This window comes from Luteibacter sp. KNZ12-1A (assembly GCF_056755675.1).
On record NZ_JBPGXU010000035.1, the window covers coordinates 1 to 17,314 of the forward strand.

Here is a 17,314-nt window from a genome sequence, read left to right on the forward strand (position 1 = left end):
AGATGTGTATAAGAGACAGCCCATCGCCGACAGGGTCGGCTCCCACCAAGCCAAGCCAAGGCAAGGCAAGCAAGCCAAGCAAGCCAGGCCAGACCAGACCAGCCCCTGTTTCCTGTGGGAGCCGCTTCAGCGGCGATGGACGTGCGGCATCGCGCGCCTTGCCGGTCGGGTCAGAGCAACCGGCGCAACAAGCCCGACGCCCGTTGTGTCTTCCGCTGCACCGCGTAGCCGAGGATGTCCGGCGCAGCCAGCGAGGTGAACCAGCGTCGCGCACGGGTCACGCCCGTATAGACCAGCTCGCGCGTCAGCACCGGAGACGGCTCGGTGGGCAGCGCGAGCGCGGTGTGCTCGAACTCCGATCCCTGCGACTTGTGCACGGTCATCGCATACACCGTTTCCACCGCCGCGAGGCGGCTCGGCACGACGAAGCGGATGCGTTCGCCACCCCGCTCGTCCATCACCGCGAATACCACGCGCAAGGCCATGCCGCCCTGCCCGTCCGGTACCCATAACGTGACGCCCACATCGCCGTTCATCAGTCCCAGCGCGTAATCGTTGCGCGTGACCATCACCGGCCGGCCTTCATACCAGCCGTCCATCGACTCGATGAGGCCGCGTTCGAGCAGGCCCTGTGCGATGCGTTCGTTCTGCCGCACGACACCGTTGTCGCCATGCCGCGTGGCGCAAAGCAACTGGAACCTCGCGTACGAACGCAACGCTTCCGCTCCCCAGGCCTCGAAATGCGCGAACGAGGCATCCGCCGCCGGACGCGCCGCCTCGATGCAATCCAGGTAATGCGCATAGCCGGGGGCTTCCCCCCGTCCCTCGATCGCCAGGATCGCGACCGATTCGGGCGATGGCGGCAACGCGGCGACGTCGGTGTCACCGCGATCGAACACCGAACGGACGCCCGCCAGGTCGCCGGCATTGATCGCGGCGGCCAGCGCGCCGATTCCGCTGTCGTCACCAAAGCGGCGGCTACGCCGAAGCATTGCGACATGCTGGTCGAGCGCACGCGCCTCCGCGGGCTTCGTCCACGAACCGACGTCGACGTGGCAAACAGCGGCCAGCCACGCCTGCGTGTCGACGTCGTAATACCCCTGCTCCGCGCGTGCGCACAAGTCGCCGAGGACGGCGCCCGCCTCCACCGACGACAACTGGTCCTTGTCGCCAAGCAGGATGAGGCGCGCCCCGGCGGGCAAGGCATCCAGCGTCGCCGCCATCATTTCCAGGTCGATCATCGACGCCTCGTCGATGACGAGGACATCCACGTGCAAGGGGTTGTCGCGGTCGTGACGAAAGGCACGGCTGTCCGGCCGGCTGCCCAGGAGCCGGTGCAAGGTCGTGACTTCGGCGGGAATCGCCTGCTTGACGGCGTCCTCCACGTCGAGCCGCTCGATCTGCCCGGCGATGGAGGCGTTCAACCGCGCCGCGGCCTTTCCCGTCGGTGCCGCGAGGCGAATGCGCAGGCGTGGCAGGCCTTCGCGATGCGCCAACGCCTGCAGGAGTCCCAACACGCGGACCACGGTGGTGGTCTTGCCCGTGCCCGGCCCACCCGTCACCACGGCGAAGGCGCCGCGTATGGCGATGGCGCAGGCGAGCTTCTGCCAGTCGAGCCCGTCGCCGTCGCGCGGGAACAGGCGGTCGAGCTCGACGTCGAGATCGGCCGGCACGGGCAGGCTGCCGAAGCGGGAAACCACCGCGTCGGCGACACGGGCCTCGTCCCGCCAGAAGCGGCGCAGGTAGATCCAGCCGCCGTCCAGCACCAAGGGGGCGGCTGGATCGCCCGCGGGACCGGCCACGAGGGACGACGTGTCGATCCAGCGCTCCGGCTCTCCCAGCGACGCCTCCATCTCGACAAGGCGGCCGGCATCCACGCAGATATGCCCCTCGCCGAGTTCGCGACTGACCAGGGCCGCCATCGCCAGCACGCGCGCGTCCACGCCGGGTTCGAGCGTGGCGAGGAAGCGGGCGAACGCGCGGTCGATGGAACGCAGGCGCCCTTCGGCCACCGCCGTGTCGAGCCAGCGCGCGATGTCGGCAATCATGCGGCCACTCCTTCGAACAAGGCGTCGAGCGCGTCGATCATCGCCTTCGGCGGACGCTCCACATGGATGCCATGCCCCGTGCCGTCGATGCCGCGCAGATAGAGGTAGACGGCGCCGCCGATGTGCGTGTCGTAGTCGTATGCCGTACCGAGGCGCGCGCGCAGTTGTCGGTGCAGGGCCAGCAGGTAGAGCGCGTATTGCAGTTCATAACGCGATTCGAGGATCGACCGGCGCATGGCGGCGGGCGTATAGGCCTGCTCGTCGACACCCAGCCAGTTCGACTTGTAGTCGGCCACGTACCAACGGCCCTCGTGTTCCACGATGAGGTCGATGAAGCCCTTGAGCATGCCATTGACCCGGTCCGCCGCCAGCGAGGGACGCGCCACGCCGCCGAGCGTGTACTCGCGGACGATGCGGTCAAGCGCCAGCGTATCCACGCCGCGCGCCTCGAACATGAACTCGAGTTCGGCGCGGTAACGGCGTGGATCGTCGAGCGCGGCCAGCACGAGGTGGCGGCCGTCCGGCAATGCCAGCGATGCATGCAGGAAGCCAAGCAACCAGTCGGTGAGCGGGTCGATCGCGCGTTCCCAGCCACGACGCTCGCACCGGCGTGCCACGGTATCGCGAAGACGCGCCGGATCGGCGGCGACCGCGGCGAAGCCCTCTTCCGCCGCCCATTCGAGCAGGTCGTGAAGGAAGGTGCCCGCTTCGGCGCCGCGCTCGAAACCATGGATGGTGGCGATATCGACGGGTGTCGCCACCGGTTCCGTGGCGTATTCCACGATGATGTCGTCCGCCGCGGTCTCCGGCGCGGCCACGGCGTCGTCGGTATAACGCAGCGCGCTATAACTGGCGATCCACCACGGCGCGGCACGGGCGACATGGGGTTCCCGCGCGGGCCGGGGCTGTTCGCCTTGCGTGGCGGGCTGGTAAGGCCGCTCATGAGGGGCCGGCATGTACTCGACGGCGATCGAGGGATGCCCCTCGGCAAGCTCGCGCAACAGGCCTTCGATCGCGCCGTTGTCGATCTCCCGGCCGCCGCCGAGCACGTGGCCGAAGGCACCCCGATGCAGTTGCGGCTTCTTCGCCGGGTTATGGCAGACAGGCGCCACACCGACCCAGCACGCATGGCGCGCACGCGTCATCGCGACATAGAGCAGGCGCAGATCCTCCTGCAGCGCCGCGCGCTCGGCCGCCTCCTTGGCCTCGCGCACGGCCTCGCCAGCGTTATCGTGACTGGCGGCGAGCAATTCCAGCTGCGCACCGCCGACATCGTGATAGCGATAACCCTGGCTCGCGCGCGCGCCACCCGAAGCACAAGCGAAGGGCAGGAACACCAACGGATATTCCAGGCCTTTCGACTTGTGGATCGTCACGACCTTGACCAGGTCGTCATCGCTTTCCAGGCGCACGATCTGGTCATCGCCATGATGACTGGCGGTATCGGCGATGCGTTCCGCGAGATGGCGGATCAGGGCCTGCTCACCCTCGATCGTGGCGGCCGCCTGCTGGAGCAGTTCCGCCAGGTGCAACAGGTTGGTCAGCGCACGTTCGCCGCCTGGCGACTGGAGCAGGCGCGCCGGCAAGTCGAAGACGTGGAGGAAGCGGTGCAGCATCGCGAGCACTCCGCCCCGGCGCCAGGTCTCGCGCAACTCGAACAACTGCTGGCCACGCCGTTCCCAGTGCCGCTCGTCCACGTTGAGGCGTTCGAGTTCGGCATAGCCGAGGTCGAGGCTGCGCGTGGCGAGCGCGGCGCGCATCGCCGTATCCGACGAGGGTTCCGCCACCGCCCGCAACCAGAGCAGCACGTCGTGCGCCTCGACGCTGTCGAGCACGGAGTCGCGGTCGGACAGGAAGACGCTGCGCACATGGCGCCGTTCGAGCGCGGCGCGCATCTCGGCCGCCTCGGTGTGACTACGCACGAGGATGGCGATATCCGCCGGCTTGAGCGACGCGAACCTGCCGTCCACCGACAGGAACCCGCATTCGCCACGCTCCGCCGCTTGCAACAGGTCGACGATGCCCGCCGCGCACGCGCCGGCCATCTGCTCGCGGTACACACGAACCCCCACCGGCGCCTCGTCGTCGAGCAGCCAGAGGCGCAAGGCGGGTTGTGGCCGCCCCTCGATCACGAAGGCCTCGGGGCGGCCGCGCGCCTTCACGGGAAGGAAGGGCAACCCGCGATCGGCGAAATGGAACGCCCCCGTGGCGTGACGCTCCGCATGTTCGAAGACCGCGTTCACCGCGGCCACCATGCCTTCGCTGGATCGATGGTTCGTGTCGAGGCTGTAGTGCGGCGGCTGCGCCTCGCCGCGTGCGGCGAGGTAGGTATGGATGTCCGCTCCGCGAAACGCGTAGATCGCCTGCTTCGGATCGCCGATCAGCAACAGTCCCACCGCAGGCGCACCGGCATACACGGCACGGAAGATCCGGTACTGGAGCGGGTCGGTATCCTGGAATTCGTCGATCAGCGCCAGCGGGAACTGCTGGCGCAGGGTCGCCGCCAGGCCCGCTCCCGCCGGCGATGCCAAGGCGCGGTCCAGGCGCAACAGCAGGTCGTCGAAGCCGATCTGCGCCCGCCGGCGCTTCTGCGCGGCGAAACGTTCGCGTACCCATGGCAGGGCATCCGCGAGCACGGCGTGGCGAACGGGCACCTTTCCCGCCTGCCATTCCTGCCAACGATCGAGCGCCGTGAACGCCGGATGCGTCGGCGGGGTCTTGCCCTTGCCGGTGGCCTTGGCGAGGCGGCTCGCGGAATACCGTGCGATGTCGAAACCGCCCGCGTCCCCGCTCGACGCCCAGCGCCGCATCGCGGCCATATCCGCCGGCATCCGCTCAGGCTTGTACCAACCGTTGTGCAGGATCTTGTCGCGCGCGGCGGCGAAAATCGTCGCCTCGATCGCATCGGCATCCGCCGCCCACGCGGAGGCGGCGTCGGCGTTCCGCCGCGCGGCTTCCTCGTCCCAGGCCGCGCGCCCGGCAAGGGTGGCGGCGATATCCACCACCTCGGGCAGCACTTCCCCGTTGACCCGCAAGGTGGTTTCGCCACCGGCCAGGAGTGGCCGCAGCGAACGCGACAAGGCATCGGGGGAAGTCCACTCCTCGACGATCGGCGCCAGCCGCGCCTCGTCGAGCGGATAGAAGGCCTGGCGCCAGTAGTCGCGCACGCACTCGGCGAGCAACTCGCTCTCGTCGGGCTCCAGCGTTTGCGCGAACGCATGGCCGCTGCCGAACGCGTGCTGGGTCAGCATGCGCTGGCTCCAGCCATGGATGGTGAAGATGGCCGCTTCGTCCATCCACTGCGCAGCCAGTTCCAACCGGCGCGCACACGCCGCATGGCGCTCCGCCGGCTGGGTATCCAGCAAGCCGGCGAGGAACGGTTCGTCGGAACGGCCTTCGCGGAACGCACGCGCCGCATCCACGAGGCGCGTACGGATGCGTTCGCGCAATTCCTGCGTCGCCGCCTCGGTAAACGTCACGACGAGGATCTGCGGCGGCAGCAGTGGTTCCGCGATGCCGTGGCCGAGCACGGCGCGCACGTAGAGCGCCGCGATGGTCCAGGTCTTTCCGGTACCGGCGCTCGCTTCGATCAGGCGCACGCCATCGAGTGGCATCGACAGGGGTTGCAGCGGCTGCACGTTCGCGCTCATGCGGACTCCACGCGCAGGCAACCGATGAAATCGCGGTACGGCTGTAGCCAGCGCTCGAAGCCCGCCTGTTCGAGCGCCGTGAAATCGGGATAGGCGCGAAGCAGGTAGGGATCGCCGTCGACTTCGCCGCGCGAACGCTCGTGCACGCCGTCGTAGGTCCTCCGCGCCGCGGCGGTGGCCTCGTCGGGCGAGGCGGTGGCGAGCGCCGCCAGCGCCGTTCGCACGGCGACCGGCAAAGGCGCGCGCATGCCTTCGAGCCAGGCGCGCACCAGGGTCTCCAGCATGCGCGTGGCATGGCCGGCATCGATGGGTGCGAGGACCACCGTGGCGTCCGGTCCGATGTAGCGCGTTTCCAGGGCGAGCCCGGCGGCCTGGGCCACGAGGTGATCGACCCACGGCATCACCAGGCGGTGCGCGCGCACCGCCCCTTCGTTATCCAGCACGTTCGACGGCGACAACAGGAAGGCGGCAAGCCTCCCGTCGCCATCGGCACGAAGATCCGCCAGCCAATCCTCGATGACGATACCGGCGGCATCGATACGAATCTCTCGCTTGCCGGCATCGACCGGCCATGCACGCCGTTCGGCGACGAAGCGCGCGAACACGGTCGTCGCGGTGGCCTCGATCTCGCGGCGAACGGGGCCGGCGAAGCCCCCCATCGGGAATACGCCGCTCCGTTGCAGGCGGGCGGCGGCGGCATCGATCGACGAGGCGGCATCGCCCTGCCCATGGATCGCCGCACGCAGCACCGCGTCGGTCATGCTGAAACGGCCGAGCCCGTCGATGACGAATGGCTCGAGCTCATCCGTGGCGGCCTCGGCGGCGTCGAAGCGGACGCCCAGGCGCGACTGGAAGAATTCGCGCACGGGATGGCGCAGGAACCGGCGCAACACCGCCAGGCCGAGCGGCTGTTCGATGGAAACGGGCGGCAAGGCCTCGTCAACAGCCCGTTCGCCGCCGTCGTGGGCCTGCCGCCATTCGCGGGCATAGGTGAAGAGCCGTTCGTCTCCGGTGCCGAAATAAGCACGGCTGAAAGGCTGCAGCGGATGCTCCACCGTGATGCGCGGCAGCAACGGCCCGCCATCGCTCGCTTGCCAACCAGCCGCGAGATAATCGCGTAGTTGGCCCACCAGCACCGAAGGCGCGCGCTCGGCATTGTCCCGTGCGCTACGTCCCACCCATCCGATGTGCAGCGCATCTCGCGCGGAAAGCAGCGCTTCGAGGAACAGATACCGGTCGTCCTCGCGCCGCGAACGATCGCCCGGACGCCAGGCGCCGGATCGCGACATCAGGTCGAAATCCATCGGCGGACGCGCACGCGGATAATCGCCGTCGTTCATGCCCAGCAGGCATACGAGGCGGAACGGGATGGCGCGCATCGGCATCAAGGTGCCGAAACTCACCGCACCGGCGAGGAAGCGTTTCGACAGGCCATCGTCGTCGAGTTGTCCCAGCCATGCTTCGCGTACCACGTCCACGGGAAGCGGCTCGTCGAACGCGGCTTCCGCGCAGGCGCGCTCCCAGCTGTCGAGGGCGTCGTGCAGCCGCTGGATGCGCATGCTGTCATCGGGCTCCGCGGCCTCGAAGAACTCGCGAATCAGCGCGCGCAGGCGTGCACCCCACGCCGCGGGTGGCACGGGTTCGGCCATCGACCGCCAGTGCGTCCCAAGGCTGTCCAGCAGATCGGACAAGGGCCCGATCAGTTCGGCGTCGAGCCCGCCGACCTCGTCGTAGGGCTCGATGTCGCCCCACGCTTCGCCACGCCCGACCGCGTAGCCCAGCAGCATGCGCCGCAAACCGAAACGCCACGTGTTCTGTTCGAGCGCGGGCAATCCCAGCGACGCCCGCTGCGTGGCGTCCAGTCCCCAGCGGATACCGGCGCCCTCGATCCAGCGATGCACGAGGGAGAGGTCGTCCTCGCCAAGACCGAACCGCTTCCGTATCGCCGGCACGTCGAGCAGGTCGGCGAGGTCGCCCGCGGCGAAGCGCGACTCCGTCATGCCCAGCAACATGTCCAGCGCCATCACCAGCGGCACGCTGCCACGCGAAGCGCGGTCGGCCACGCTGAAAGGGATGTAGCGCGGATCGTCGCGCGGCACGCGGCCGAACACCGCGTCGATATGCGGGCCGTAGGTCTCGATGTCCGGCACCATCACGATCACGTCGCGCGGCAGGATCGGGTCGCCCTCGCGCGCCGAGGCCTCGAAGCGCGCCAGCAACTGGTCGTGGAGGATCTCCACCTCCCGCTGCGGACCGTGGGCGACATGGAAGGCGATGCTGGTGTCGTCGGAGCCGATCGCCACGGGAGTCGCGGGCACGGGCTCCAGGTCGAGGATCGCCGCCTGCACGTGCCCGAGCAGGCTCCGGGACGACGGCTCGGCGAACAGATCGATACGCTGGTCCCACGCGGTGAAGCGTTCGCGGTAACTCTCCGGATGATCGAACTCGTCGAGCATGCGGATGTAGTCGCGACCCTGCTTGCCCCATGCCGCCAGCAGCGGGTTCGCATGCAGGTGCATGTCGGCGTCGGAGGGCAAGGCAGGCATGCCCTGCTTCGGCGTTTGACGCCGCCGCTCGGCACGCAGCAATTCGCGATCGTCGACGATGTCGGCCCAGTAGTAGCGGCAGGGATTCATCACCACCAGCAGCACCTGCGACCAGCGGGAGATGGCGGACAGCGCCTCCAGCGTCTGTCGTGGCAACGACGACATGCCGAACACCACGATCCGCCTCGCCAGCCCCGCGGGCCGCGAGCCCGCCGACGCGATCTCTCGCAGGAACCGTTCGTGCACGGCGGCGCGATGGCCGTCGGCCTCCACGGGCCCGACATCGTCCAGCAGGCGCCGCCACAGCACCGCCTGCCAGCGGTCACCGGCGGCCATGGCGGGCGCACCGCCGCGCGCGTCGCGCAATACGTCGCGTCCCGACGCCCAATCGTCCAGCCAATCGGCCCGGTATACCTGGTACTGGTCGTAAAGGTCGGCCAGCCGCTCGGCGAGCTGGTGGCATTTACGCGGATCGTCTTCGTGGCCCAGGTAGGCGGCGAGCGATTCGAAATCCGGTTCCCGCGCGAGCGATGGCAACAGGCGCATCAGGCGCCAGACCAGCCGGGATTTGTCGAAGGGAGATTCCTGCGGCACCGCCTCGCGCCCGAGCACCGCGCGATAGGCCTTCCAGAGGAACCGGCCCGGGAGCTGCACGTTCACCGCCGCGGAAATGCCCAGCCCGCCCTCGTCGACCGCCCTTGCCAGCGCCATCTGGAACCACTGCGCGATGCCGTTGGACTGGACCAGCACCCACTCGTCCTCGAGCGGCGCCAGCGGCGCGCGCCGAAGCCACGCGACCAGGACGTCGCGCAATTCCTCCAGGCGGTTGCCGTGCAGGACCATCAGGCCCGGCGCGATGTCGTCCACGTCGTTCAACGGGCGGCTCCAGGGCGAAAAACGTCAGCGTGGATCATCGCCGATCCACGTCTCGCCGGGCGAGACTTCAGAACGGCTTGGCGACGACGAGGAAGACGATCGCGAGCAACACGAGCACCGGCAGTTCGTTGAAAAGGCGCAGCGTCTTCGTCGACGGCAGCGTACCGCCGGCGATGCTGCGCTTGAGCAGCCGGCCGGACCAGATGTAGTAGCCGAGCATGACGACGACGAGCGCCAGCTTCGCATGCAGCCAGCCACCGGAGATATGGAAGTACAGCCAGAGGACGAGCCCGAACAGGAAGGCCAGGCCGAACATGTTGTGGCCGAACTTGTACAGGCGGCGGCCCATGAGTTCGAGCCGCGCCTTCACCGCGGGCTCGCTGCCCGCCTCGGCGATGTTGACCAGGATGCGCGGGAGGTAGAACACCGTCGCCATCCAGGCGATCACGAAGACGATATGCAGGGACTTGATCAGCGGGTAGGCCAGCACCGGCAGCGCTCCGTCGGGAAAGGCCATAGTTTAGGCAATAAAAAAGGAGCCGAGGGCTCCTTTTTGCGATCTTCGTGCCACTCGCCTGAGGGAAAGTGGTGGGCGGTACAAGGATCGAACTTGTGACCCCTACCATGTCAAGGTAGTGCTCTACCGCTGAGCTAACCGCCCGAAGAGCTGCGCAGTTTACCGGCCGCCGCCCGGCTTCGCAAGGGTCCGACCGGGATTTTTTACCCGGCCGGGACTTCAGCGCAGTGCCCGCTCACGCAGGCGGTGGATCTCGTCGCGGATCTTGCCCGCCTCCTCGAACTCCAGGTTCTGGGCGTGCTTGTACATGCGGGCCTCTAGCTTCTTGATGGCCACTCCGGCCTGCTCCGGACTGAGCGCCGCATAGTCGGCGGCCTCCTCGGCCACCTTCTTCGCCGCCTCGCGGGCCTTCTTGCCCTTGCCGCCGCGCGAACCCACGTCGGCGCGGGCGCCTTCCATGATGTCGGCGATGCGACGGACGACCGTCGTCGGCGTGATGCCGTGGGCGGCGTTGTATTCGATCTGTTTCTCGCGGCGGCGGGCGGTCTCGTCGATCGCCTCCTTCATCGAACCGGTGATCTCGTCGCCGTAGAGGATCGCCTTGCCGCGCACGTTGCGCGCCGCGCGGCCGATCGTCTGGATGAGCGACCGGGTCGAACGCAGGAAGCCTTCCTTGTCCGCATCGAGGATCGCCACCAGCGAGACCTCGGGCATGTCGAGGCCCTCGCGCAGCAGGTTGATGCCCACCAGCACGTCGAACTCGCCCAGGCGCAGGTCGCGGATGATCTCGGTGCGCTCCACCGTGTCGATATCCGCATGGAGGTAACGCACCTTCACGTCCTGCTCGGACAGGTAGTCCGTGAGGTTCTCGGCCATCCGCTTGGTCAGCGTCGTCACCAGCACGCGATCGCCCAATGCGACCCGCTTGTGGATCTCGCCCAGCAGGTCGTCCACCTGGGTGCGCACCGGGCGCACCTCCACCTCGGGATCGATCAGGCCGGTCGGACGCACCACCAGCTCCACCACGTTGTCGTCGGAACGTTCCAGCTCGTACTTGGCCGGCGTCGCGGACACGTAGATCGCGCGCGGTGCGCGACGTTCCCATTCCTCGAAACGCAGCGGGCGGTTGTCCATCGCCGAAGGCAGGCGGAAACCGAATTCCACCAGGGTCTCCTTGCGCGAACGGTCGCCCTTGTACATCGCGCCCAGCTGGGGCACGGTCACATGCGATTCGTCCACCACCATCAGCGCGTCCGGCGGCAGGTAATCGAACAGCGTCGGCGGCGGCTCGCCCGGACCGCGACGGGTCATGTGGCGCGAGTAGTTCTCGATACCCTGGCAGAAGCCCACCTCGGCCATCATCTCCAGGTCGAATCGCGTGCGCTGCTCCAGGCGCTGGGCCTCGACCAGCTTATTGTCGCGGTACAGCTGCTCCAGGCGCTCGGAAAGCTCGATCTTGATCGTCTCCATCGCGTTCAGCACGCTCTGCCGCGTGCTCGCGTAATGCGTCTTCGGATACACGGTGTAGCGCGGCACCTTGCGCAGCACCTCGCCGGTCAGCGGATCGAACAGCGAGAGGTTCTCCACGTCGCCGTCGAACAACTCGATGCGCAGTGCTTCGGATTCCGACTCCGCCGGAAACACGTCGATGACCTCGCCGCGCACGCGATAGGTACCGCGGCGCAATTCCATCTCGTTGCGCACGTATTGCAGTTCGGTGAGCTGGCGGATCAACGCGCGCTGTTCGATGTGTTCGCCGCGCGACAGGATCAGGCGGAGGCTCATGTAATCTTCGGGGTCACCCAGGCCGTAGATAGCCGACACCGTCGCGACAATCAGCGAATCGCGCCGCGACAAGAGGGCCTTGGTCGCGGCCAGGCGCATCTGTTCGATATGGTCGTTGATGCTCGAATCCTTCTCGATGAAGGTATCCGAGGCCACCACGTAGGCTTCCGGCTGGTAGTAGTCGTAATAGCTGACGAAGTACTCCACCGCGTTGTGCGGGAAGAACTCCTTGAACTCGCCGTACAGCTGCGCGGCAAGCGTCTTGTTGGGCGCCAGCACGATGGTCGGTTTCTGGATCTTCTCGACCACGTTGGCGATCGTGAAGGTCTTGCCCGAGCCGGTCACACCCAGGAGGGTCTGTGCGGCGAGTCCGGACTCGAAACCCTCGGTGAGGCGGCGGATGGCCTCGGGCTGGTCGCCGGCGGGCTTGTACGGGGAGACGAGCTGGAAGCGATCGGTCATGGCTGACGATATGCAGGTTTGGATGCCAAGTTTAAAGCGCCGGGGCCTACATGCCGTGACGCGCCGCACCGATGGGCACCCTTGGGAGCGGCGGGCAAGCTCAGGCGCCGCCTCGTGCCCTGCCCATGCCCCGCCATCGCCCCCATGGATTCACCTGGACCGAACTGCTGGCGGTCGTGGCCGTGACCGGCATCCTCGCCAGTTTGGCCTTGCCGGCCCTGGGGGGCGCCCTTGCCCGCCATCACCTCCGTGCCGCCACCGACAGCCTGATGGACGCCATGGCCACAACCCGCGCCACGGCGGTTCGCCGGAACCACCGGACGATCCTCTGCGCGAGTCGCGACGGCCGTGCCTGCTCGCCCTCGGCCGACTGGACCCAGGGCTGGATCGGGAGGGACACGAAGCTACGGACGATCTTCGAGGCGATGGAGCCTCTCGACGACACGCTATCCGTCGCCCGCCGCCCCGGCCGCCACGAGTTCTCGTTCGATCCGGACGGCACATGCGCGGCAAGCAACCAGACGATCACCCTCTGCGTTCGCGGCCGTCCCGCCACCGCCGTCTCGATCGTCGTCGCCAAATCGGGCCGCGCCCGGCGCAAAACCGCCACGCCCGAAGACGCCGCCGCGTGCGCCTCCCAGCTGTCACGAAAACGTTAAGAGCGCTTGACAGCCCCTCCCCACTTCCACAAAATACGTGGCTCCCCGCCCGAATAGCTCAGCCGGTTAGAGCACTTGACTGTTAATCAGGGGGTCGTTGGTTCGAGTCCAACTTCGGGCGCCAGGTTTTGAAAGGGTCTGCAGCGATGCAGGCCCTTTTTTCTTGGCGAAGCCAGGCCCCGCCGCCCTATTCCGCCCGCACTGCCGCCAGCAAATCCGCGCGCCCGTATGGTTTCTGCAAACGCGCACGAACTCCAGGCGTATCACCGGGCAATTCGGCATAGCCGCTGGCCAGGACCACATGGATATCCGGATGCGAATCCGCGAGATGCGATGCCAGTTCCGCGCCGGTCATGCCGGGCATGGCGTGGTCGGTAACCACGATGGAGAACGGCGAGATGCCGTCGATCAGCTTCAGTGCCTGCAGCGCGGACGACGCGCCCACGGCATCGTAACCCTCGAAGGAAAGCATCTCGACCGTCGTCGACAGCACGAGGGGGTCGTCATCGACCACCAGGATGGATGTCGCACTGGACGGAACTGGCATGGCCGCTGCCGACGAAGATTCATGCGCCGATACATCCCCCTCGCGCCCGGACGCCTGTTCGCTGGGCCGCACCACCCGGTTGGCGATGGGAAGCCACATGTCGACGGTGGTCCCTTCGCCCGGTGAACTGCGGAGGCGCAGCGCGCCTCCGCACTGCTGCACGATGCCGTGGACCATGGACAGTCCCAGGCCGGTGCCCTTGCCCACACCCTTGGTGGTGAAGAAGGGCTCGGTGGCCCGGGCCAGCGTCGCCGGCCCCATGCCTTCGCCGGTATCGGTGATGGAAAGACGCACGTAATCGCCTGGAACGATACCCAAGGCATCGGAGTCGCGCACGATTTCCGCGCGCCCCGAGATCGTGACCGTGCCGCCGTCCGGCATCGCATCGCGCGCGTTGACGCCCAGGTTCAACAGGCAGAGTTCGAACTGGTTCGGGTCGACGAGCACCGCCGGCAACGACAAGGGGAAACTCGCCTCGATCACGACCGAGGGACCCAGCGATGTGCGCATCAGGTCGGACATCCCGTAGACGAGGTCCGCCAGGTTCACCGGTTCCAGGTGCAATTGCTGTCGCCGCGCGAAAGCGAGCATGCGCTGGGTGAGCGCGACACCGCGGCGGACACCGCTCAAGGCGTTCGTGACGAGGGTCCGGGCCTTCGCCGGAAGATCCTCGCGCTGCGTCAGCAGTTCGAGGTTGCCGTGGATCGCCATGAGCAGGTTGTTGAAATCGTGCGCCACGCCACCGGTGAGCTGGCCTACCGCTTCGAGCTTCTGCGACTGGAAGAGGGCCTCGCGGGCCTGTTCGAGGGCTCGGGCCGCGTTGCGCTGCTCGGTGACGTCACGCGTGACCTTGGCGAAACCCACGAACTTGCCCGACTCGTCGTCGATGCGGTCGAGCACCACGTGCGCCCAGAAACGACTGCCGTCCTTGCGGACGCGCCAGCCTTCGGTTTCCAGCCGGCCCACGTCCTTCGCGGCCTCCAGGTTCGACCAGGGCTCGCGGCGGGCCACGTCTTCCGGCGAGAAAAAAGCCGAGTAATGCTTTCCGATGATCTCGTCGGGCAAGTAGCCCTTGATCCGCTCGGCGCCGGAGTTCCAGCTGGAAACGTTGCCATCGGGATCGAGCATGTAGATGGCATAGTCCGCCACGCCCTGGACCAGGAGGCGGAACTGTTCGTGGCTGCGGCGAAGTTCGTCTATGTCGTCGTGTTTCATGGGTCGCCCCTTACCAAGGCGGGCAACCTACCGGCGCCGGTTTCACGAAAACGTGAAGACGCCTTCACGGCCGGGGCGATCGAAGCTCAGCTGTCGATCTGGGTGATGGAGGTCACCCTGCCCTTGACCACCTCGAACTGGATCGACTTGCCGCGCTGGAAGTATTCCAGCCGATAGCCTTCCAACCCGCCGTGGCGGGTCTCGATAGGCGTCTCGCGATCCGGCTTGCCGGCCACCTGACGAAGGCGGCCTTCGCTGTCGCCCGTGGAAATGACCTGGGAACCGAAGCGGTAGGTATCCGCGGCGGCGGCACCGATGGAAAACACGGCGAGAATGAGGGTAGCGGCGACACGCTTCATGGCGGGTTCCTTGTCTGCGTTGGCACGGAGCGTATACCCCGGTGGCCGTCCGGCCAAGATGGCGGCACCCTCGTCCGTACCTACGGTCAGGCTTTCGACACGTGGGGATTGCCCGCGACGAACCAGCGCCAGAGCAGGTCCGTGCCTTCGCGGATACCGATGCGCGCCGACCCCGGCACGAATTCCGGCGGCGGCATGCCATCGTCGACCACGGTGTAGCCATCGCGTGCCTTCACCAGATCGATGCCGTTCTGCGCGCCCGTGATGCCCAGGGCCTGGGTCAGCCGCGCCGGGCCGCTGCACAATTCGCGGTCGCGCCGGACCTTCGGTCGCGCCTCACGCATGAGTTCGATGCCAGCCAGCGGTTCCAGCGCGCGGATGAGCACGCCCGCGCCCTCGCCGTCATCGCCGCAGACGGTGTTGCAGCACCAGTGCATCCCATAGGTGAAATACACATACATGTGCCCGGGCGGGCCGAACATGACCGCGTTGCGTTTGGTCTTCCCGCGATAGGTATGCGCCGCCGGATCGATGGCGCCGCAATAGGCCTCCACTTCCACGATGCGTCCCGCGCGACCATCGGCGCACGCGAGCACCTTGTTCAGCAACTGCGGGCCGACGACACGTGGATCACGGTGGAAGAACGTGCGCGGAAGGATGTCACCCGGCCAGCGAGGTCGACGCGGTGCCATCAGGTCTCCGGTGTCTCGCCATCGGTATCCGGATCGGGCCCCGGCCGCTCCACCGGCTCGTGGTCGTAAGGCGGCGGCGAAGTGCCGGGCAGCGGTGTTTCGCTGTCCGGCACGGGACGGTGCGGTCGTGGCATGGGGCTCTCCTGTGGCGCGTGCGCCGATCAGAATACGCCAAGCAGCCAGCAGATCAGGACGATGGCCAGGATGACACCGATACCGCCGCTGGGACCGTAACCCCAGGAACTGGAATAGCCCCACGTCGGCAGGCCACCGATAAGGGCGATGATGAGGACGATGATGAGGATGGTGACGAGCATGACTGTCTCCCGGCAGTGAGGCTGCCAGCGCATCGTCGCGCGCGTCACCGTCTAGGGCGCGTGACGCGGAACCCCTTGTTCCGCGTCACGTTCAGCGAACGGACGGCCGGCGCCGGCAGGCCACCGGCCGGTGTATCAGGTGCGAACCACGTAGCAGGGCTCGTACGCCGTGCCGCCGGGGAGCTTCATGCGATGCTGCTCCACGAAGGCCTTCAGCAGGTCGTCGAGGGCACGCATGATGTCGGTCTCGCCGTCGATCACGAAGGGGCCGCGTGCCTCGATGGCCTTGACGCCCTCTTCCTTCACGTTGCCGGCGACGATGCCCGAGAACGCGCGACGAAGATCCGCGGCCAGTTCGTGTCGCGGACGGTCGCGATGCAGGGCGAGCCCGGCCATCGCTTCGTGCGTGGGCCGGAACGGCTGCTGGAAGGACAAGGGGATATCGAGCGCCCAGTTGAAGAAGAAGGCGTCCTTGTTGTCCAGCCGGTGGTTACGCACCTTGTCGATGCCCGAGACCATGGCATGCGCCACCGCGGCGGGATCGTCGATGATGATCTTGTAGTGCTTCGCCACGTCGTCGCCGAGCGCGAGGCGGAGGAAGCGGTCGATCTGCTCGAAGTACGCCGCCGAATTCTGCGGGCCGGTGAAGATCAGCGGGAACGGAATGCCCTTGTTCTGCGGCAACAGGAGGATGCCGAGCATGTAGAGGATTTCTTCCGCCGTGCCGACGCCGCCGGGGAACACGATGATGCCGTGGCCGAGGCGGACGAACGCTTCGAGGCGCTTCTCGATGTCCGGCATGATCACCAGGTTGTTGACGATCGGGTTCGGCGATTCGGCCGCGATGATGCCCGGCTCGGTCACGCCGATATAGCGATTGCCCTTGCGGCGTTGTTTCGCGTGCGCGATGGTCGCGCCCTTCATCGGGCCCTTCATCGCACCCGGGCCGCAACCCGTGCAGATGTCCAGGCCGCGCAGGCCGAGCTGGTAGCCGACGCGCTTGGTGTACTCGTACTCGTCGCGCGAGATGGAGTGGCCACCCCAGCAGACCACCAGGTTCGGGTCCACCTGCGGACGCAGGATGCGCGAGTTACGAAGGATCTCGAACACGGCATGCGTGATGCCGACGGTGTCGTCCAGGTCGAACGCGCCGGTTTCCAGCTGCGTCGACACGTAGACGATATCGCGCACCACGGCCACGAGCAGTTCGTTGATGCCGCGGATGATGCGGCCATCGACGAAGGCCTGCTCGGGTGCGTTCTTCAGTTCGATCTTGATGCCGCGATCTTCTTGCAGCACCTGCACGTCGAAATCCGGGTACTGCTCGAACATCGAGCCGGGATCGTCGGAAAGGTTGCCCGAGGTCAACACCGCCAGCGCGCAACGGCGCAGCAGCTGATGCAGCCCGGACCCGCTCGCGTCGCGCAGGCGCGCGACCTCGTTGCGGGAGAGGATGTCGAGACCGCCGGCCGGCGAGACGCGCGCACTGACGGTCTTGCCGGAAACCGGATCCCCGAACTGGATGGCATTCATGGAGTTACTGTCCTTCTGACCGCGAATTAGCGGCGAACCCCGCCCCGGGGTGGGAGCGGACCGCCTAGGATCACGCGTCGGGCGCCAAGGGGTCAAGACCGGCGCCCG

The 17,314-nt window shown here is 67.3% G+C and carries 12 protein-coding genes and 2 tRNA genes; 2 read left to right on the forward strand and 12 right to left on the reverse strand.

The features are described from left to right. Positions 1-170: 170 nt before the first annotated feature. The 6 genes from recD to uvrB all read right to left on the reverse strand — a co-directional run bounded on the left by recD (position 171) and on the right by uvrB (position 11,884). The gene (gene recD, locus ACR9ZJ_RS09405) at positions 171-2,048 is read right to left on the reverse strand and encodes an exodeoxyribonuclease V subunit alpha (RefSeq protein WP_481287616.1); all 1,878 of its coding nucleotides are present in this window, start codon (positions 2,046-2,048) and stop codon (positions 171-173) included. Beyond that, entirely contained in the window at positions 2,045-5,698 is a 3,654-nt protein-coding gene (recB, locus tag ACR9ZJ_RS09410) for an exodeoxyribonuclease V subunit beta (RefSeq protein WP_481287617.1), read from the reverse strand. Before recB ends, recD begins: the two co-directional genes overlap by 4 nt. Then, entirely contained in the window at positions 5,695-9,111 is a 3,417-nt protein-coding gene (gene recC / locus ACR9ZJ_RS09415; RefSeq protein ID WP_481287631.1) for an exodeoxyribonuclease V subunit gamma, read from the reverse strand. The genes recB and recC overlap by 4 nt, the downstream gene beginning before the upstream one ends. Before the next feature lie 76 nt (positions 9,112-9,187). Then, positions 9,188-9,610, reverse strand: coding sequence for a CopD family protein (locus ACR9ZJ_RS09420; protein WP_481279744.1), 423 nt, complete (start codon positions 9,608-9,610; stop codon positions 9,188-9,190). Positions 9,611-9,706: 96 nt separating this feature from the next. Further along, positions 9,707-9,781, reverse strand: a tRNA-Val gene (locus ACR9ZJ_RS09425). Between the two features lie 75 nt (positions 9,782-9,856). Next, positions 9,857-11,884, reverse strand: coding sequence for an excinuclease ABC subunit UvrB (uvrB, locus tag ACR9ZJ_RS09430; RefSeq protein ID WP_481287618.1), 2,028 nt, complete (start codon positions 11,882-11,884; stop codon positions 9,857-9,859). Between the two features lie 125 nt (positions 11,885-12,009). On the opposite strand from uvrB, the gene ACR9ZJ_RS09435 reads away from it, so the two are divergent. Both ACR9ZJ_RS09435 and ACR9ZJ_RS09440 read left to right on the forward strand, forming a co-directional pair. Beyond that, positions 12,010-12,543 (forward strand): GspH/FimT family pseudopilin, encoded by a 534-nt coding sequence (locus tag ACR9ZJ_RS09435; protein ID WP_481287619.1) that lies wholly within the window; start codon positions 12,010-12,012, stop codon positions 12,541-12,543. A 47-nt stretch (positions 12,544-12,590) separates the two neighbouring features. Next, a tRNA-Asn gene (locus tag ACR9ZJ_RS09440) sits at positions 12,591-12,667 on the forward strand. Between the two features lie 63 nt (positions 12,668-12,730). Here the strand turns inward: ACR9ZJ_RS09440 and ACR9ZJ_RS09445 are convergent. The 6 genes from ACR9ZJ_RS09445 to ppnN form a co-directional block, all read right to left on the reverse strand. Further along, positions 12,731-14,305, reverse strand: coding sequence for an ATP-binding protein (locus tag ACR9ZJ_RS09445; RefSeq protein ID WP_481287620.1), 1,575 nt, complete (start codon positions 14,303-14,305; stop codon positions 12,731-12,733). An 86-nt stretch (positions 14,306-14,391) separates the two neighbouring features. Further along, entirely contained in the window at positions 14,392-14,664 is a 273-nt protein-coding gene (locus tag ACR9ZJ_RS09450) for a DUF2845 domain-containing protein (RefSeq protein WP_481287621.1), read from the reverse strand. An 86-nt stretch (positions 14,665-14,750) separates the two neighbouring features. Further along, positions 14,751-15,356: a DNA-3-methyladenine glycosylase gene (locus tag ACR9ZJ_RS09455; protein WP_481287622.1), complete on the reverse strand. Its 606-nt coding sequence runs from the start codon at positions 15,354-15,356 to the stop codon at positions 14,751-14,753. Beyond that, positions 15,356-15,490: a hypothetical protein gene (locus tag ACR9ZJ_RS09460; RefSeq protein WP_426285223.1), complete on the reverse strand. Its 135-nt coding sequence runs from the start codon at positions 15,488-15,490 to the stop codon at positions 15,356-15,358. Before ACR9ZJ_RS09460 ends, ACR9ZJ_RS09455 begins: the two co-directional genes overlap by 1 nt. A gap of 27 nt (positions 15,491-15,517) precedes the next feature. Beyond that, entirely contained in the window at positions 15,518-15,673 is a 156-nt protein-coding gene (locus ACR9ZJ_RS09465; RefSeq protein WP_429199564.1) for a DUF3309 family protein, read from the reverse strand. A gap of 135 nt (positions 15,674-15,808) precedes the next feature. Beyond that, entirely contained in the window at positions 15,809-17,206 is a 1,398-nt protein-coding gene (ppnN, locus tag ACR9ZJ_RS09470) for a nucleotide 5'-monophosphate nucleosidase PpnN (protein ID WP_481287623.1), read from the reverse strand. Between the last annotated feature and the right edge of the window lie 108 nt (positions 17,207-17,314).